Genomic DNA, 16,495 nt, shown 5'->3' with positions numbered 1-16,495 from the left:
GTTCCGTCAGCCCTTCTTCGTCAGTCCTTCGTAGATCGACTCTACGAGCCGGTCGGCCTCGCCTTCGAGCGGGTAGGCCGCAGTCGGCTTGCCGGCCTGGATCTCGGCCAGCGTCTTGTGGGCCCTGATGCCCTTGCGCACCTTCGCGGTGATGTCGACCAGCATGTCGCGGTAGGCCTGCAGGTCGGCCTTCTTTGCCATCTCGCCATGGGCCGGCACGATGATGGTCGCGTCATCGGCCATCGCCAGGGTCGCGTCGACCGCCGCGACCACGCCCATGACGCCGCCGCCGCTGCTGGTGTCTATGAACGGAAACAGTCCGTTGAAATAGACGTCGCCCATGTGGATGACGTTGGCCTTGACCAGCTTGACGATCGTGTCGCCGTCCGTATGGGCGGCCGGGGTGTGGCGCAGCAGAACGGTTTCGGAGCCGATGTGCAGTTCGAGCGTGTCGTCATAGACAAGCGTCGGCCAGGCCATCGGGGGCTGGGCGGGGATCCTGCTGTTGTAGGCGACCATGAACTGGTCGCTGCTCAGTCGGGTGCGGACCTCGCGCTGGGCGATGATCACCGCGCCCGACTTGGCGAAGGCGGCGTTGTCGCCGGCGTGGTCCAGGTGCCAGTGGGTGTCGATGACGTACCGGACCGGGGCCGGCGATACCTTGGCGACAGCGGCGACGGTCTCGTTGTGGGCCCGCGACCGCTGATCGTCGACGATCAGGGCGCCCTGGGCGTCGGGCAGGATGAGGACGTTGCCGTCGATGCCGATCAGGACATAGACGTCCGGCCTCAGCTGACGCACCTCGGCCTCACGGGCCTGCGCCGGCGCGGCCAGCAGCGACAAGGCGACAACGGGCGCCAGCGCCCATTCGGCGAGGGCGGTGCGGGTTATGGACATGAAGCTGAGATCCCGGTGTTTGAAAGGGGATGTTGAATCGTGAACGCCCAGCCTACTCAAAGTGGTGGATTCGAGGAAGGGCACCGGCGCGGGACGGGGCGATACAGATTTTGACCTGCGCTCGATCGCGGACAGCCCGGATCATCACTAAAGCGTTAGCTTGAGTTTTCGCTTGTCCGCAGGATCTCTCCGAGATACTAAAGCGTATGCTTCAGCATAAAGCCTCCGTTCCGCCGCCGCTCGACGCCGTGTTTCAGGCGCTGGCTGATCCCGCGCGACGACAGATGCTCGAGCGACTGACGCTCGGGCCGGCGTCGGTCAGCCAGCTGGCGGAGCCCCTGCCGATGTCCCTGGCGGCGGTCGGCCAACACGTGGCCGTGCTCGAGGCCGCAGGCCTGGTGCAGAGTCTCAAGGTCGGGCGGGTGCGCACCTGCACGCTCGATACGACCGTGCTCACCCAGGCCGAGCAATGGATTAACGCCCGGCGGGTCGCCGTCGGACATCAGCTCGACCGGCTGGGCGAGTATCTGGCCGCCACCAAGCCGGCCGACGAAGTCTGAAGGACCGCGCCATGCCCTCCGCCCTGACCCACGCCACCTTCTGTCTCGAGCGCGTCTACGACGCCGCGCCGGCCCGCGTGTTCCATGCCTTCACCGACCGCGAGGCGCGCATGCGCTGGTTCTTCAAGGCGGACGAATGGACCCTGCACGAACACAGCGGCGGAGAGCTGGGGGTCGGCAAGACCGAGTCCAGCCGCTTTTCGCCGCCGGGGGCCGACGTAATCATCACCAACGACAGCACCTATCTCGACGTGGCGCCGAACGAGCGACTGATCTTCGCCTACGCCATGACCCTTGGCGGGGCGCCGCTATCCTCGTCCCTGTCGACGGCGGAGTTCCGGCCGGAAGGCAAGGGGACCCGACTGGTGTTCACCGAGCAGGGTGTCTACCTCGACGGCAATGTCTCGGGGCGCATCGAAGGGACCGAGGCTATGCTCGTCACGCTGGGTGAGGAACTGGAACGGCAGCCCTAGGCCAGCATGTCCAGCAGCGCGCCGGTCATCTGGTCGGCCGTGCGGATGACGGCGGCGTTGGCCTTGAAGGCGGTCCTGGCCTCGATGCGTTCGACCGTTTCCTTGACCAGATCGTCGAGCGGCGCGGCGGCCGTGCGGCGGGCGCTGGCGTCGAAGCGGTTGGCCGCGTCGAGCAGACCGGCGGCGGCGATGGGCAGGGCCTGCATGGGCGGAATTCCCGTGATGTCGGGATCCGCTATCGCACGGCGCGCCTAACGGGCCGTCGGCAAGCGTGGTGAACAGCGGCTTGCCAGCGCCGCGCCCCTGCCGCACCTTTCCGGCCATGAGCCAGATCGATCCCGCCCCAGTTCAGCCAGACGGTGGCCGCTATCCCAGCTTCGAGGCCTTCTACCCGTTCTATATCCACGAGCATTCGAACCGGACCTGCCGGCGAATCCATGTGGTGGGGACGGGGCTCGTCATCGCGGCTTTCGGGATGGCGCTCGTGACCGGCAATCGCTGGTGGTTCGCGGCCATGCCGCTGGTCGGCTACGGCTTCGCCTGGGTCGGCCATTTCGTGTTCGAGAAGAACACCCCCGCGACCTTCAAATACCCGCTCTGGAGCCTGATGGGCGACTTCCGCCTGTTCTTCGAGACGGTCACCGGCAAGCGGCGCTGGTAGCGCCTCCTTCAATCCAGGACAGATCCATGAGCACCGACCTCTTCTCCCTCAAGGGCCGCACGGCTCTCGTCACCGGCGGATCGCGCGGCATCGGCAAGATGATCGCGGCCGGCTTCATCGCCGCCGGCGCGCGCGTCTACATCTCCTCGCGCAAGGCCGGCGCCTGCGACGCCACGGCGGCCGAGCTGTCGGCCGGCGGCGGGGTGTGCATCTCGCTGCCGCAGGACGTCTCGACGGTCGAGGGCTGCAATCTGCTGGCCCAGGCCTACGGTAAGTACGAGACCAGCCTCGACATCCTGGTCAACAACGCCGGCGCCGCCTGGCTGGCCGAGTTCGATCAGTTTCCGGAGGCCGGCTGGGACAAGGTGATGAACCTGAACCTCAAGTCGCCCTTCTTCCTGACCCAGGCCCTGGCGCCGGCGCTGCGGGCTTCCGCCACGCATGAGCGGCCGGCCAAGGTGATCAACATCGCCTCGATCGACGGCATCCGCCCCAATCCGCAGGAGACCTACAGCTACCAGGCCAGCAAGTCGGGGATGATCCACCTGACGCGGCGCATGGCCGGGCGGCTGATCGAGGACAACATCGTCGTCACGGCCATCGCGCCCGGGGCCTTCGCCTCGGAGATGAACACCGTGGCGCGCGACCAGGCCGAGGCCGTCGCGGCCCGCATTCCGTCGCGCCGCATCGGCACGGACGAGGACATGCAGGGCGCGGCGATCTACCTGGCCTCCCGCGCCGGGGACTATTGCGTCGGCATCACCATCGCGGTCGACGGCGGTGTCGCCTATGCCGCCGCGGCCATGTAGGGGGCACCCATGTTCAACAGCGCGCTTATCCGAACGCGGCTCGGCCAGTATGGCGCGGCCTGGCTGATCAGTTTCGTCGTCTCGCTGATCGCGATCCTCGCTGGCGCGGCGCTGGCGCACATGCGGCTTGTCGAAGTGGCCGACCTCGTCCTGCCCGTCGGGTTCGCCGGGCTCACCCTTGCGGTGCTGGCCGTCCTGGTCCTGACCCTGACGGCCGGGCGCGAGACGGTCGCGACCCGGCTCGTCGTGTTCGTGCTGGCGTTGCTGCTGTTCCTGCCGCTCCTCTGGGGGCCCGTCCTCGGCGCGATCGCGGCGGCCTGGATCGGCCATGTCTCGATCGAGTATTCCGAGGTCTACGCCCAGTTCCGCATCCAGATCAGCCAGATCCTGTTCAAGCTGGCCAGTCTGATGTTCGCCAACCCGTTGATCGACACGATCTGGACCGCGTTCCAGGCCGTGGCGACCGTGGTCGGCTTCCTGTCGTCCTTCTTCCAGGTCTGGCCGCGCGTGCTGCGGCTGCTGGGCGCGCGGGAAGTGGAAGCCTGACGCCAACGCCCCTTCCGTCGCCGGAAGGGGCGCTCGCCGGGGCTAGTAGCCCCAGGTGGTGTAGCCGAGCTGCAGCGTCTTCGGGTAACCGGGATTGATCCCGTTGACCCGGAACTGGCTGATACGGCCGGCGCTCGTCTTCATGCAGACATAGCTGCCGACGGGAACGGCCAGAATCGGCACGCGCGCAGTGCTGAAGCTCTCGGTGACGCAGCCCTCGAAGCCGCGGTTGCTGAGATCTCCCACAGCCATCTTCGCGCCGTTGCGTGGAGTGAGGAACATCATGGCCGGAGTGGCCGCCTGGAACCAGAGGTCCGCGCCGCCGCCGCTGGTGACCGCGCCGTTGTCGAAATCGACCAGATAGGTCTGCGGCAGTTCGACCGGGCCGGTCGAGTAGGTCGGCGGCGTCGGCGGCGGGGGAGGGGGTCCCATCGGGTGACAGCTGAAGCCGCCCGCATGCGCGGTGCAGACCATGTCGGCCGGGGCGTTGCGCTGGATGCTGCCCGCCGCGCCGTACCGGCACTGGAGCGCCGGCGTGCCGCCGATGTTGACCACCGCCGTGCTGGTCAGGGAATTGACGATCGGCGTGTCCCACCAGTCGCCGGGCAACGGCGTGGTGATTTCCCGGCGCACCTGTGACGCCGGACAGTTGATTTCCGCGGCGCTGGCGATGGCCGGCGCGGCGGACACGAGGAGGGCCGCGCCCACCCCCGCAATCCCTAGCGAAACCTTGTTCATCATAGCCTCCCAACGAGGGACCGATCCCTCATGGAGACAGATAACGCCGGTCTTCCTGAACCGGCGTTGATCCAGGTTTGTTACCTGCGGTTCACCCACGGCGCGCATCGCGTTGACGCGGGCCCGGCCGCCTGCGAGCGTCCTTTCTGGGAAAAACAAGAAAAGGGGGAAGCCTAGATGCTCGCCTCATTGCTGCTGCGTATCGGGGCCCTCACCCCCATCGTTTACTACGGCGTGCTGATCGCCGCGAGCCTGGCCTGGCCGGGCTTGAACCACATGACCACACCGATCAGCGATCTGGGCACGGCCGCCTCGCCGCAACATCAGATGTTCAACTACGGACTGATGGCGACGGGCGGGCTGGCGATCCTCGGCGGACTGGGCGCCCTGCTCGGCATGCGTCGACTGGGGTCGGGCCTCATCCTTCCGGTCCTGGCGTTCATCGCCATCGCCCTCGGGGGCGCGGCGCTGATCATGGCCGGTCTGCATCCGCTGCCGGACGCCCTGCATCACGCGCACAACATCGGCCTGGCCCTGCTGGCCGCGCCGCTGCTGATGTTCCTCGGTCTTTCCGACCGCAGCGACATGTCCGGCGTGAAGACCCTGCTGATCCTCAGCTTTCTCGGCGGCATCGCGGCGCTGGGCATCATGATGAACTGGGGCCACTTCAACGTCATGACCCCGGCCAATTCCGGCCTGATCCAGCGGGCCCAGACCCTCGCGGTCTTCCCGTGGATGGGGCTGGCGTTCCTGGGTCTCGCCCAGCGGCTGGCCGCGCGCGAACGCAAGAAGCGCGAAGGCTACTGACCAGCGCGCCTGGCGTCAGCGCCAGGCGTAGTTGAAACTGACGGAGATACGGTCGCTCTTCGCGCCGTTGGCCGGCACCTCGTGCCGCAGCCAGCTCTCCCACAGCAGCACCGTCCCGGGCGCCGGAGTGACGTAGACGAAAGTCTGCAGATCCTCCGGCGCTTCCTTCATGCGCCCCGGCGCCGCCATCATCATCGGCAGGCGTGGGTCCTCCAGCTTCAGGGCGGACGCTCCCGGCGGCGTGGCGACGTAGTAGGTGCCGCTGATCACGCTGTGCGGGTGGATGTGGCTGGTGTGCGTCCCGCCCGGCTTGAGGATGTTGACCCAGAGGCTGTCCATGACCAGCCGGCGGCCCTTGAGGTCGAAGGCCACGTCGGCGGCGAAGAGGGCGGCCTGCTTGTCGAGGCGCTTCTTCAGATCGCCAAAGGCCGTCACCCGCGTCGGCAGGTCGTCCAGTGACGCGTAGGACGTATAGCCGGGGTAGGCGTTGGCCTTGCACCAGGCGCGACCTGCATGGTCCTCGGCCGCCAGCATGCGGCAGGCGTCCTCCAGGTCGGCGTTGAGGGCGGCAAAGCCCTTGTCCGCAGCGAGGCTGGCCTCGTGCAGGCGGGTGACGAAGAGGGCGCGGCTGGTCATGCGCAGCCCTCTAGCCCGTCACGCCTCCCCCGTCACCGCCTTGCGGGTCGCGGCGTAGGGGTCGCTGACCACGTGGCTCTTGAGGTTGAACAGCATTACCTGCCGTTTGGCGGCGTCGTAGGCCGGCCAGTAGGGCAGGACCGGGGTATTGGGATTGCCGGTGCGCGCGAACGCGACCCAGGCGGCGCTCATCTGCTTGGCCAGCACCTGCGGGGCAGGGCCTTCGCCGACAAGCACCCGGGCGGTCTCGACGTTGTCGAACGCCAGCGGGATTTCCAGCGTGTGAGGGCTGCGGAACGGGCCGACCGGCGTCTCCCACTCCAGCAGGTACATGTAGGCCTTGGCGCCGCCCTGGGCGGCCTTCCGTTCGGCGATGGTCACCGAGCCCGCGAACATGCGTCCGTAGGTGGTCAGATGGCAGGCGAGGTAGGTCGGCGAGTCGTTCGGAAAGTCCTTGCGCAGCGCGGCCAGCACCAACGGGGCCTTCGGGCCGTAGATCGCGCCGGCCATCTTCTCGAGCCCGGCATTGTCGAGTTTCCCGAACCAGGGCGCGGAGGCCATGAACAGGGTCATCTCGTCCTTGTTGATGCCGATCATCACCGGAATGTTCTGGGCCGTGGCGGGCGCCGCCGGGTCCCAGGGGTTGATCGGCAGGATGTCGCCGTCAGCCACCGGTGAGAACCCGCTGCGGTCGAAGCCGGCGCCGGGCTGTTTCGCCTCCGCCGCGGCGGCGGCGGCCACCAGCCGTTCGGCGGGCACGTCGCGCAGGGCGACCACGTCGCCAGGGTCGATGCCCAGTTCCGCGTACAGGGTTTTCACCAGGGCGCCGGCGCGGTCTTTCGGGACGGCCTTCACGCCCGGACCGCTCTCGATGATCGCGCGGTGGAACAGGCCCTGCGCCTTGGGCATGGACAGCAGGTAGCTGACCTTCGCGCCGCCGCCGGACTCGCCGAAGATGGTGACGTTGCAGGGATCTCCGCCGAACAGATAGATGTTGTCCCGCACCCACTCGAGGGCCGCGACAATGTCGAGCATGCCCGCGTTGCCTGATCCACGGACGCTGTCGAGGTCCGCGTAGCCGAACACGTTCAGACGATGATTGAGCGTGACGACGACGACGTCCTGGGTCGCCAGGTTCGTGCCGTCATAGATCGGCCAGGCGCCCGAGCCGTAGGCGAAGCCGCCGCCATGCAGCCAGACCATCACCGGTCGGCCGGTCTCGGGCTGTTTCGCCGTTGTCCAGATGTTGAGGTAGAGGCAGTCCTCGCTCTGAGCCGCGACTTCCGAGGCCGTCGGGAAGATGGTCTGAAGCGCCTTGCCGAGTTCGGACGTGGGGTTGGCTGACGAAGGCGAGGGGTTCTGGATCGCCGGCGGGCCGAATTTCGTCCAGTCGTGGCGGCCGGTCGGGGTCGGCAGGCGGACCGGCGGGGCGAAACGCAGGGGCCCGACCGGCGGCCTGGCGTAGGCGACGCCCTTGTAGGCCGTGACGCCCTTGCCGCAGTCGACGCCCTTGAAGCCGGCGGTCAGGGCGGGATTGGCGACCTGGGCCAGGGCGGGACCGGCCATCGCGGCCGCCGACAGACCCAGTCCCACCAGTCCGCGTCTGGAGATGTCGATGGATTTGGTCATGGCCGGACTCCCGTTGTCTCGAAACATCGGTATCCCACCACCCACGATCCGTCGAGATTCTTGCGGGTTTCCGTTCGGGCAGGCCTTTCGCTCACAGGGTGAACGGCGATAACGTCGCGCCAACCAGTCCAAGGGGAGAGACGTCGATGAAGGCCGCAGTGCTGCGTGAAGTGGGCAAGCCGCTTCAGATCGAAAACGTGACGATCAACAAGCCCGGCCCGCATGAGGTGCTGATCCGCACCAAGGCCGCGGGCGTCTGTCACTCTGACCTGCATTTCGTCGAGGGCTCCTATCCCCACCCGCTTCCGGCCGTTCTGGGCCACGAGAGCGCGGGCATCGTCGAGGCGGTCGGCAGCGAAGTGCGCACCGTGAAGCCGGGCGATCATGTGATCACCTGCCTGTCGGCCTTCTGCGGCCATTGCAATCACTGCGTGACCGGCCACATGGCCCGGTGCGTCAGCGGCGACGTGCGTCGCGCCAAGGACGACGAGCCGCGCCTCGGCAACGGCCTGAACCAGTTTCTGAACCTGTCGTCGTTCGCCGAGCAGATGCTGATCCACGAGCACGCCTGCGTCGCCATCCGCAAGGATATGCCGTTCGACCGCGCTGCCCTGATCGGCTGTTCGGTGACCACAGGCGTTGGCGCGGTGGTTCAGACCTCAAGCGTCCGGGCCGGCGAGACCGTTGCGGTCATCGGCTGCGGCGGCGTCGGCCTTGCAGCCGTCAACGGCGCGGCCATCGCCGGCGCCGGCCGGATCATCGCCATCGACATGCACGCCTCCAAGCTGAACCTGGCCAAGCACTTCGGCGCGACCGACGTGATCGACGCCAGCCAGGACGATCCGGTCAAGGCGGTCATGGAGCTGACCAAGGGCGGGGTCGACCACAGCTTCGAGGCCATCGGCCTGAAGAAGACCACCGAACAGGCCTTCAAGATGCTGGCCCGCGGCGGGACCTGCAACGTCATCGGCATGATCCCCGTCGGCACGATGATCGAGCTGCACGGCGCCGATTTCCTGGGTGAGAAGCGCATCCAGGGCTCGCTGATGGGCTCCAACCGCTTCCCGGTCGACATGCCGCGCCTTGTGGACTTCTACATGTCCGGCAAGCTGAAGCTGGACGAGATGATCGGTCAGCGGATCAAGCTGGAGCAGGTCAACGAGGCGTTCGACGAGCTGAAGCGCGGCGAGCTCGCCCGCTCGGTCATCGTCTTCGACTAGACCGGGGAGTAGTTGATGCGCTTGAGGGCCGTCGCCAGCCGATTGATGCTGGCGAAGGTTTCCCTGTAGGCCGCAACCATTTCCGGGGCGCGGAGGGCCTTTTCGGCGATCATCACGCCGCGACGGCCCTCCCGGAGGCAGAGGCCTTCGGCGACCAGCATGTTCACGTACCGGCGAGTGGTTTCGTAGGGCACGCCTATCGAGTGGGCGATCGACATCACGCTGACGGGGCGGGGCTGTCCCCCGCCGCCGACGGGCGTGGACTCGCCGTTGGCGACGGCGATGGCGGTAAAGATGATGCCGCGCAGCAGATCGCCGCCGTGCGCCCGGGCGACGATCTCCACGCCGCGGACAAAGAACTCTCCTGCCAGACGGGCCGCGATGGCGACGTCGTCGGCCGCCGCTGCGTCGCGCATGTCGTCCTCAGTCGTCATGGCGAGGCCTCCGCGGACAGTCTTTATACCCATATTGAGTAATAGAGTGATCGTCGAGCGCGGACGAACCTCTATCTTCCGCTTCAGGCAGGGCGAGACAAGGGGGAAATCTGCCTGACCGCGCACCCGGGTGCGCGAAGCCTCTGCCGAACCCGGCATTGGCTCCGCGCATTTCGTTCGCCATGGCGTGGACAGGCGAGGCGGGTGTCATACGCCACTACATGGATCACGCCCGGCTGAAGGCAAGCGAAGACGCGGGCCCAGCCGAGGTCATGACTTTCGGTGCAACGACAGCGCCGCTCAGATCGCCGGCGGCCGCCTGCCCCCCCGATATGGCCGCCGACGAGCGCCCCCTGGCCTTTTTCGAGGCCGGGGGGCGTTGCTTCGTCAGACCGCGAACTCGACTCCGCCTTCGCGCAGCTCGTTGACCAGCCGACGCAGATTCTCAAAATTGCGGCGAAGGGCCATCGAGATCTGGTCCCGCGCCAGGACCGATGCCGGAACGAGAATGCCGGTCTCGCCGCGCAGACAGAAGCCCTGTGCGATCAGCGCGTTCACATGCCGGCGGGTTGTTTCGTAGGGGATGTCCAGCTCGAGAGCGAGCGCGTGGACGCTGATCGGGCGACGCAGATCATCCGGAACCTGATCGGACGCCTCGGAATAGGTCTGACCCACAACGTCGCCGGGCCGGATATGGCGGACGTTGGCGTCAACGATCGCCGTGAAGATCACGCCCCGCAGAATGTCTCCGCCCACGATCCGGGACATGAGATCCACGGAGTTCAGCATGAAGCCGGTCGTCGCTCGCAGGGCCAGTCGATCGCGTCGCTTTTCCGTCCGGTTCGGCACTTTGAGTTCTCCCGCTTCGACTCGGTGACCAGAGAGTAACCGAAGCGGGGGCATCTTGGTGCAAGTGCTTGTAAATCAAACGACAAACTTACCCATTTTGCGGAATTGAGGGCGCGACGAACCGTCGCGGCGCCTATTCGGCGGCCTGGCAGTCGGCCGCTGTCTGGGCGTCGATCTGGGCGGCGCGGGCTTCAACCAGTTCAACGATGTGGTCGACCATGTGGTCGTTGTCCATCTTGTGGTCCGGTCGGCCCGCCATGTAGACCATGCCAGAACCCTTGCCGCCGCCGGTGAAGCCGAGGTCCGTCATCAGCGCCTCGCCGGGGCCGTTGACCACGCAGCCGATGATCGAGAGCGACAGCGGGGTGGAGATGTGCGCGAGGCGCGCTTCCAGGGCTTCCACCGTCTTGATGACGTTGAAGCCCTGCCGCGCGCACGACGGGCAGGCGATGATGTTGACCCCGCGGTGGCGCAGTCCCAGCGACTTGAGCAGGTCGAAACCGACCTTGATCTCCTCGACCGGATCGGCGGCCAGGCTGACGCGGATGGTGTCGCCGATGCCGGCCCACAGCAGGTTGCCCATGCCGATGGCCGACTTGACCGTGCCCGTGCGCAGGGCGCCGGCTTCGGTGATCCCCAGATGCAGCGGGCAGTCGATGGCTTCCGACAGCTGCTGATAGGCGGCAACGGTCATGAAGATGTCCGAGGCCTTCACGCTGATCTTGAACTCGTGGAAGTCGTGATCCTGCAGGATGCGGGCGTGGCTCAGCGCGCTCTCGACCATCGCGTCCGGGCAGGGCTCGCCGTACTTTTCCAGCAGGTCGCGCTCCAGCGATCCGGCGTTGACGCCGATACGCATGGAACAGCCGTGGTCGCGGGCGGCCTGGATGACGTCCCGGACACGGTCCGGGCTGCCGATGTTGCCGGGATTGATACGCAGGCAGGCGGCGCCCGCCTTCGCGGCCTCGATGCCGCGTTTGTAGTGGAAGTGAATGTCCGCGACGATCGGGACCTTCGAGGCCTTCACGATCGCCGACAGGGCCGCCGTCGATTCCACGTCAGGGCAGGAGACCCGCACGATGTCGGCGCCGGCCTCCTCCAGCTGGCGGACCTGGTCGATGGTCGCCGCCGCGTCGGCGGTCAGCGTGTTGGTCATCGACTGGACGGTGATCGGCGCGTCGCCGCCCACCGGCACCGATCCGACATGGATCTGGCGGGACTTGCGGCGCTCGATGTGGCGCCAGGGGCGGACGTGTGTGTGATCGTCGTGGCTCATGAGACGCCCAAGGTAAGCCCGCGCGCCGCGTTTCCCAAGCCCGTCACGAAATCTTCGTTACCCCGCCAGGGACGAGACCGTCGCGGTCGGGGCCGGCATGACGCCGCGCAGTTTGCCCGCGACGAAGACATCCATCGCCGCCGGGTCGCCCACCTCGACGGCTACGCCCTTGATGTTGGGCGCGCGATAGGCCTCGCCGGCCGACAGCGAGCGGGCGAAATAGACCGACCCGTCCGCGCCGCGCACGATCAGGGTCGTGGCCTTGCGGGCCTGAAGGGTGACCGTCGAGGCGTTCGCGTCGGCGCCGTGAACCGGGCCCTTGGCGACGAACGGCGTCCCGGGCGAAACAACGGGTCCTGCAGTTGCTGCGGCGGCGGCCTCGGCGTCCTTGCGGATCTTCTGGGCGGCGGCGGCGGCGTCAGCAGACCCTTCAGCGGCCGCGGCGGCTTCGAGGCCGGGCGTCTTGTAGACCTCAGGGGTCGAGGCCTCGACCGGCGCGGGCAGGGGCGCGCCGAGCGGCACTGTGCCGGACGGACCGGTCGGCAGCGCGCTGGCGACGCTTTCCGGAGCCGTCGGCGGCGGCGGGGCGTCTTCACTGATGGCGCGCTGGGCGATGTTCCACAGCACGATCGCGGCGACGATCAGGACGCCGCTGGCGATGATCATGCCCATGCGCGGATCGCGCTCGCGACGGACGCCGACGGGCGCGCGAAGGGGCTCATCCGGATCGGGCGAGGACTCCTTGAAGCGGCTCACCGCGTCTTCAGGGTCCAGATCGAGGTGTTTGGCGTAGGCCTTGATGTAGCCCAGCGTGAACGGCCGCGAGGGCAGCTCCTCGAGCCGCATGTCCTCGACGGCGGCCAGATAGGTGCGGCGGATCCGGGTGGCGTCCGACACGTCCTGCAGCGACAGGCCGCGGAATTCGCGGGCCGCCTTCAGCGCCGCGCCGATGTCGGGTCCATAGAACAGCGAAGGCTCCTCGGTCGGACCATAGTGGTCAGCCGAATCCATATCCCCTGAACGAAACAGTTGCGTAACCCCGCCAGAATCGAGCGGCATGGCTACCGACGCCCCCACATACTCGCGCCACGCGGGAGCGCGGCGCACTTTTGTTCCCCTACGGAGGGAACGGTTAATGCAGGGTTGTGAATATCAAAATAACGCTCGAAATTCAATGCGCTAATCCGTCGCTGGTCGTTAACCGTCAGACAGCGACATACAATTTCCGGGCCAGCGTCTCGATCTCGTTGCGCACCGAACCCGAGGTCCCCCGGATCAGTGTCTCCACTCCGCGGCGAGCAGCTTCCCGGTCAAGGGAAAGCACCATCTGCTTGACCGGGCCGATGCCCGCGGGGGGCATGGAGAGACGGTCGAAACCGAGGGCCACGAGTGCGAACGCCTCGAGCGGCCGACCGGCCATTTCGCCGCAGACCGAGACCGGCGTTCCCGTTTCGGCACAGGCGTCCTGGATCTGTTTGAGCGCGCGCAGCGCGGGCGGCGACAGCGGATCATAGCGATCGGCCACGCGCGGGTTCCCCCGATCCGCAGCGAACAGGTACTGCATCAGGTCGTTGGTGCCGACCGAGACGAAGTCGGTCATCGGCAGCAGGGCGTCCAGATGCCAGAGCAGGGACGGCGCCTCGATCATGGCGCCGACGTCCAGCCGCGAAGGGGCGGGGCGGCCGCGGCGCTGGGCCCAGGTCAGCTCGGCGTCGACGAAGGCGCGGGCGGCGCGGAACTCGTCCACGCTGGCCACCAGCGGGAACATGATGCGCAGCGGCCGACCATGGGCGGCCCAGATCAGCGCCCGAAGTTGCAGGCGGAGCAGGGCCGGGCGGTCGAGGCCCATGCGCACCGCGCGCCAGCCCAGGGCGGGGTTCTCTTCCCGCTCCAGTTCCATGTAGGGCAGCAGCTTGTCGCCCCCGAGGTCGAGGGTTCGGAACGTCACCGGCATGCCGCCCGCGGCGTCCAGGACCTTTTCGTAGAGCGTCCGCTGGGCGTCCAGGCGGGGCATGTCCTCGGCGACCATGAACTGGAATTCGGTGCGGAACAGACCGATGCCTTCGGCGCCGGTCTCGCCGAGGATGTCGAGGTCGACGGCCAGGCCCGCGTTCATCAGCAGGGTGACCTTGGAGCCGTCCTTGGTGAAGGCCGGCGTGTCGCGCAGACGGGCGAACTGGGCCTTGCGCTGCGCACGGACCTCGAGCCGGCTGTTGAGCGCCTTCACAACGTCCGGGCGGGGCCGGAGGAAGGCCTCGCCGGTCTCGGCGTCGACGATCACCGCGTCGCCTTGGGAAACCTTGTCGCGGAGGCCGGCCAGACGGCCGACGCAGGGGATGTCCAGCGCCCGGGCGACGATGGCGGCATGGCTGGCGGTCGAGCCTTCCTCCAGCAGCAGGCCCTTGAGCCGCGTGCGGTCGTATTCGAGCAGGTCCGCGGGGCCAAGATTACGCGCCACCAGAATGGCGTCGTCGGGCAGTTCCCGCGAGATGTGACCGTCTCCGGTCAGGTGGCGCAGCAGGCGGTCGTTGAGATCCTCCAGATCGTGCAGCCGTTCGCGCAGATAGGGATCGCGCGCCTGACCAAGCCGGGCGCGGTGTTCGCTGCGCACACGCTCGACGGCGGCCTCGGCGGTCAGACCCGAGCGCACGGCTTCCTGCAGGGACCGGTTCCATCCCCGATCATGGGCGAACATGCGGTAGGTCTCGAGCACCTCGTAGGGCGCTCCGACCAGTCCGTGGTGGCCCTCGAGCATGTCGTCGATCTGCGTCTGCAGGGCGCCGATGGCGGCGGTGAGCCGCGCTTCCTCGGCCGTGGCGTCCTCAGACAGCAGCTGCTCGGGCGCCACCGGGTGATCGTGCAGGACCACGGTGCCGTAGGCCAGGCCGTCGGAGAATTTCGCGCCCTTGAGCCGCTCGGGCTTGTGCGGCGCGATCTCGACGTCCTTGAGGGCCTCATTGCTCAGCAGCTCGCCCGCGCCGACCATCTCTGCCAGCACCATGGCGATGATCTGCAGATCCTCGACCTCTTCCTCGCCGTAACTGCGCTCGGTGCGGTTCTGGACGACCAGAACGCCGATCGGCCGGCCGCCGCGCAACAGGGGCACGCCGAGGAACGAGTGGTAGGGATCTTCGCCGGTTTCCGGGCGGTAGGCGAAGGCGGGATGGTTCGGCGCATCGCTGAGATTCAGCGGGCGACCCAGGCGGACGATTTCGCCGACCAGGCCTTCGCCGGACTTCAGCCGGGTGACGTGCACGGCATCGCTGGAGAGACCTTCCGTGGCGAACAGTTCCAGCTCGCCGCCGGCGCGGCGCAGATAGATCGAGCAGACCTCGGCGACCATCGATGCGGCGATGATCCGCACGACCATGTCGAGCTTGGCCTGAGCGGGGCTGTCGCCAGCCATGGCTTCGCGAATCTGCTTCAGCAGACTGCGTGGTCCCCGAATGGCGAAGCTCGACGCGACCATTGGCCTGATGTGTTCTCCCGTCCTGAGCGGCGCCTATAGCAGATTTCCGCTGGGGAACAGTGACGCCGCCCCCGCAATAGTCGTCAACTGACGACAATCACCGGATGACCGGCGACCGTTGGCCAAATTGCCCCAAAATCAGGCTGATCGATGGCGCGAGCCCGCGCCGACGGGGCTCTAGAGCTGGTCCAGACCGTAGGCCGCGTGCAGGGCGCGCACGGCCAGCTCGGTATAGGCCTCGTCGATCAGCACACTGATCTTGATCTCGCTGGTCGAGATCACCTGGATATTCACACCCTTTTCGGCGAGGGCCGTGAACATCGTCTTGGCCACGCCGGCATGGCTGCGCATGCCCACGCCGATGACCGAGACCTTGGCCACGTCCTCGTTGAGCTGAACGTCCTCGAAGCCGATGTCCTGCTGGCTGGACCGCAGGATATCGACCGTCCGCCCCGCGTCGCGCTTGCCGACGGTGAACTCCATGTTGGCCGCGCCCTCGCTGCGGGCGTGACTCTGGACGATCATGTCGACGTTGACGTTCGCGTCGGCCAGCCGGCCGAAGATCTTCGAGGAGACGCCGGGCGTGTCCGGCAGGCCGAACAGGCTGATCTTGGCCTCGTCGCGGCTGTAGGCCACGCCGCTCACGATGCGCTTTTCCACGATCTCCTCCTCGTCGCAGACGATGGTGCCCTTCCCTTCGGAAGTATGGCCGGACTCTTGGCCCGGCTCGACGAAGCTGGACAGCACGCGCAGCGGGACGTGCTGCGACATGGCCAGTTCGACGGACCGGGTCTGCAATACCTTGGCTCCAAGCGACGCCATTTCGAGCATCTCCTCATAGGAGATACGCGCCAGCTTGCGGGCCTTGCTCTCGATACGCGGGTCGGTCGTGTAGACGCCGTCCACGTCGGTGTAGATGTCGCAGGCGCCGCCCAGCGCCGCGGCGATGGCCACCGCGCTGGTGTCCGAGCCGCCCCGACCCAGCGTGGCGATGCGCCCGTCGCGGGTCACGCCCTGGAAGCCGGCGATCACGGCGATCTCGCCGGCGTCCATCGCGGCGGCCAGCCTTTCCGGCGGGATTTCATCGATCCGCGCGCGGCCATGGGCCTCGTCGGTCAGGATCGGGATCTGCCAGCCCAGCCAGGATCTGGCGTTCAGGCCCATGTTGCGCAGGGTCATGGCCAGCAGGCCGGCCGTCACCTGTTCGCCGCTGGCGACGACCATGTCGTACTCGTCGTCGCTGGCGGGCAGGCCCTGGGCGGCCGCGCCGGCGCCGTCGGTCCAGGCGACCAGCTCATTGGTCTTGCCGGCCATCGCTGAAACGACCACGGCGACCTGCTTGCCGGTGGCGACCTCAGCCGCGACCAGCCGTCCCACGCGACGGATCCGTTCAAGGTCGGCCACCGAGGTGCCGCCGAATTTCATCACCAGCCGTGACACGTCAGGCCGCTCGCCCCCTCGTTTGGCGGTTTTTTCTTGCCGAAGCGGCGT

At 67.5% G+C, this 16,495-nt stretch carries 18 protein-coding genes; 7 read left to right on the top strand and 11 right to left on the bottom strand.

The window, feature by feature from the left end; translation table 11 throughout:
- Window positions 1-6 precede the first annotated feature (6 nt).
- Entirely contained in the window at window positions 7-897 is an 891-nt protein-coding gene (locus ACODSL_RS04860) for an MBL fold metallo-hydrolase (RefSeq protein WP_488899505.1), read from the bottom strand.
- A gap of 206 nt (window positions 898-1,103) precedes the next feature.
- Here ACODSL_RS04860 and ACODSL_RS04855 point away from each other — a divergent pair, with 206 nt between their 5' ends.
- Both ACODSL_RS04855 and ACODSL_RS04850 read left to right on the top strand, forming a co-directional pair.
- Entirely contained in the window at window positions 1,104-1,457 is a 354-nt protein-coding gene (locus ACODSL_RS04855) for an ArsR/SmtB family transcription factor (protein WP_488899504.1), read from the top strand.
- A gap of 11 nt (window positions 1,458-1,468) precedes the next feature.
- Entirely contained in the window at window positions 1,469-1,930 is a 462-nt protein-coding gene (locus ACODSL_RS04850) for an SRPBCC family protein (RefSeq protein WP_488899503.1), read from the top strand.
- On the opposite strand, the gene ACODSL_RS04845 is transcribed toward ACODSL_RS04850, so the two are convergent.
- Window positions 1,927-2,136: a flagellar basal body rod C-terminal domain-containing protein gene (locus tag ACODSL_RS04845; protein WP_488899502.1), complete on the bottom strand. Its 210-nt coding sequence runs from the start codon at window positions 2,134-2,136 to the stop codon at window positions 1,927-1,929. The two genes, ACODSL_RS04850 and ACODSL_RS04845, sit on opposite strands and share 4 nt — an antisense overlap.
- A gap of 116 nt (window positions 2,137-2,252) precedes the next feature.
- Here ACODSL_RS04845 and ACODSL_RS04840 point away from each other — a divergent pair, with 116 nt between their 5' ends.
- From ACODSL_RS04840 to ACODSL_RS04830, 3 genes are read left to right on the top strand one after another with little or no spacing between them, the layout of a single operon-like run.
- A complete protein-coding gene (locus tag ACODSL_RS04840; RefSeq protein WP_488899732.1) occupies window positions 2,253-2,591 on the top strand; it encodes an Mpo1-like protein in 339 nt (112 codons plus the stop codon).
- 26 nt (window positions 2,592-2,617) lie between these two features.
- Window positions 2,618-3,400 carry an SDR family NAD(P)-dependent oxidoreductase gene (locus tag ACODSL_RS04835; RefSeq protein WP_488899501.1) on the top strand — a complete coding sequence of 261 codons (783 nt, stop codon included), beginning with the start codon at window positions 2,618-2,620 and terminating at the stop codon, window positions 3,398-3,400.
- 9 nt (window positions 3,401-3,409) lie between these two features.
- On the top strand, window positions 3,410-3,946 hold the full coding sequence (locus ACODSL_RS04830; RefSeq protein WP_488899500.1) for a hypothetical protein: 537 nt from the start codon (window positions 3,410-3,412) through the stop codon (window positions 3,944-3,946).
- Between the two features lie 42 nt (window positions 3,947-3,988).
- Here the strand turns inward: ACODSL_RS04830 and ACODSL_RS04825 are convergent, their stop codons facing one another.
- Complete coding sequence (locus ACODSL_RS04825; protein ID WP_488899499.1) at window positions 3,989-4,654, bottom strand: hypothetical protein; 666 nt, start codon at window positions 4,652-4,654, stop codon at window positions 3,989-3,991.
- Window positions 4,655-4,861: 207 nt separating this feature from the next.
- Here ACODSL_RS04825 and ACODSL_RS04820 point away from each other — a divergent pair, with 207 nt between their 5' ends.
- On the top strand, window positions 4,862-5,491 hold the full coding sequence (locus ACODSL_RS04820; RefSeq protein ID WP_488899498.1) for a DUF998 domain-containing protein: 630 nt from the start codon (window positions 4,862-4,864) through the stop codon (window positions 5,489-5,491).
- 15 nt (window positions 5,492-5,506) lie between these two features.
- Here the strand turns inward: ACODSL_RS04820 and ACODSL_RS04815 are convergent, their stop codons facing one another.
- Together ACODSL_RS04815 and ACODSL_RS04810 are read right to left on the bottom strand one after the other, a co-directional pair.
- On the bottom strand, window positions 5,507-6,127 hold the full coding sequence (locus tag ACODSL_RS04815) for a TIGR02466 family protein (RefSeq protein WP_488899497.1): 621 nt from the start codon (window positions 6,125-6,127) through the stop codon (window positions 5,507-5,509).
- An 18-nt stretch (window positions 6,128-6,145) separates the two neighbouring features.
- Window positions 6,146-7,756: a carboxylesterase/lipase family protein gene (locus tag ACODSL_RS04810; protein ID WP_488899496.1), complete on the bottom strand. Its 1,611-nt coding sequence runs from the start codon at window positions 7,754-7,756 to the stop codon at window positions 6,146-6,148.
- A 146-nt stretch (window positions 7,757-7,902) separates the two neighbouring features.
- Here ACODSL_RS04810 and ACODSL_RS04805 point away from each other — a divergent pair, with 146 nt between their 5' ends.
- On the top strand, window positions 7,903-8,976 hold the full coding sequence (locus tag ACODSL_RS04805; protein WP_488899495.1) for a Zn-dependent alcohol dehydrogenase: 1,074 nt from the start codon (window positions 7,903-7,905) through the stop codon (window positions 8,974-8,976).
- Here ACODSL_RS04805 and ACODSL_RS04800 read toward each other — a convergent pair.
- From ACODSL_RS04800 to ACODSL_RS04775, 6 genes are all read right to left on the bottom strand, one after another.
- Entirely contained in the window at window positions 8,973-9,410 is a 438-nt protein-coding gene (locus ACODSL_RS04800) for a hypothetical protein (protein WP_488899494.1), read from the bottom strand. The two genes, ACODSL_RS04805 and ACODSL_RS04800, sit on opposite strands and share 4 nt — an antisense overlap.
- 387 nt (window positions 9,411-9,797) lie before the next feature.
- A complete protein-coding gene (locus tag ACODSL_RS04795) occupies window positions 9,798-10,259 on the bottom strand; it encodes a hypothetical protein (RefSeq protein ID WP_488899493.1) in 462 nt (153 codons plus the stop codon).
- A 133-nt stretch (window positions 10,260-10,392) separates the two neighbouring features.
- Window positions 10,393-11,535 (bottom strand): flavodoxin-dependent (E)-4-hydroxy-3-methylbut-2-enyl-diphosphate synthase, encoded by a 1,143-nt coding sequence (gene ispG, locus ACODSL_RS04790; protein WP_488899492.1) that lies wholly within the window; start codon window positions 11,533-11,535, stop codon window positions 10,393-10,395.
- 57 nt (window positions 11,536-11,592) lie between these two features.
- Window positions 11,593-12,546, bottom strand: coding sequence for a helix-turn-helix domain-containing protein (locus ACODSL_RS04785; protein WP_488899491.1), 954 nt, complete (start codon window positions 12,544-12,546; stop codon window positions 11,593-11,595).
- A 193-nt stretch (window positions 12,547-12,739) separates the two neighbouring features.
- Window positions 12,740-15,004: a phosphoenolpyruvate--protein phosphotransferase gene (gene ptsP, locus ACODSL_RS04780; protein ID WP_488899490.1), complete on the bottom strand. Its 2,265-nt coding sequence runs from the start codon at window positions 15,002-15,004 to the stop codon at window positions 12,740-12,742.
- A gap of 177 nt (window positions 15,005-15,181) precedes the next feature.
- Window positions 15,182-16,444, bottom strand: coding sequence for an aspartate kinase (locus ACODSL_RS04775; RefSeq protein WP_488899489.1), 1,263 nt, complete (start codon window positions 16,442-16,444; stop codon window positions 15,182-15,184).
- Window positions 16,445-16,495: the final 51 nt, after the last annotated feature.

It is taken from the genome of Caulobacter sp. FG121, assembly GCF_057809815.1.
The sequence above is the reverse complement of the archived record's forward strand: the minus strand, read 5'-3'. Positions and strand labels throughout refer to the sequence as shown.

Excerpts from the sequence above, each read along its gene's own strand:
- ACODSL_RS04820 (WP_488899498.1), top strand. The coding sequence starts at position 4,862 with ATGCTCGCCTCATTGCTGCTGCGTATCGGGGCCCTCACCCCCATCGTT.
- ACODSL_RS04805 (WP_488899495.1), top strand. The coding sequence starts at position 7,903 with ATGAAGGCCGCAGTGCTGCGTGAAGTGGGCAAGCCGCTTCAGATCGAA.
- ACODSL_RS04810 (WP_488899496.1), bottom strand. The coding sequence starts at position 7,756 with ATGACCAAATCCATCGACATCTCCAGACGCGGACTGGTGGGACTGGGT.
- ispG (WP_488899492.1), bottom strand. The coding sequence starts at position 11,535 with ATGAGCCACGACGATCACACACACGTCCGCCCCTGGCGCCACATCGAG.
- ACODSL_RS04835 (WP_488899501.1), top strand. The coding sequence starts at position 2,618 with ATGAGCACCGACCTCTTCTCCCTCAAGGGCCGCACGGCTCTCGTCACC.
- ACODSL_RS04815 (WP_488899497.1), bottom strand. The coding sequence starts at position 6,127 with ATGACCAGCCGCGCCCTCTTCGTCACCCGCCTGCACGAGGCCAGCCTC.
- ACODSL_RS04860 (WP_488899505.1), bottom strand. The coding sequence starts at position 897 with ATGTCCATAACCCGCACCGCCCTCGCCGAATGGGCGCTGGCGCCCGTT.
- ACODSL_RS04845 (WP_488899502.1), bottom strand. The coding sequence starts at position 2,136 with ATGCAGGCCCTGCCCATCGCCGCCGCCGGTCTGCTCGACGCGGCCAAC.
- ACODSL_RS04830 (WP_488899500.1), top strand. The coding sequence starts at position 3,410 with ATGTTCAACAGCGCGCTTATCCGAACGCGGCTCGGCCAGTATGGCGCG.
- ACODSL_RS04850 (WP_488899503.1), top strand. The coding sequence starts at position 1,469 with ATGCCCTCCGCCCTGACCCACGCCACCTTCTGTCTCGAGCGCGTCTAC.
- ACODSL_RS04840 (WP_488899732.1), top strand. The coding sequence starts at position 2,253 with ATGAGCCAGATCGATCCCGCCCCAGTTCAGCCAGACGGTGGCCGCTAT.
- ACODSL_RS04855 (WP_488899504.1), top strand. The coding sequence starts at position 1,104 with ATGCTTCAGCATAAAGCCTCCGTTCCGCCGCCGCTCGACGCCGTGTTT.
- ACODSL_RS04800 (WP_488899494.1), bottom strand. The coding sequence starts at position 9,410 with ATGACGACTGAGGACGACATGCGCGACGCAGCGGCGGCCGACGACGTC.
- ptsP (WP_488899490.1), bottom strand. The coding sequence starts at position 15,004 with ATGGTCGCGTCGAGCTTCGCCATTCGGGGACCACGCAGTCTGCTGAAG.
- ACODSL_RS04785 (WP_488899491.1), bottom strand. The coding sequence starts at position 12,546 with ATGGATTCGGCTGACCACTATGGTCCGACCGAGGAGCCTTCGCTGTTC.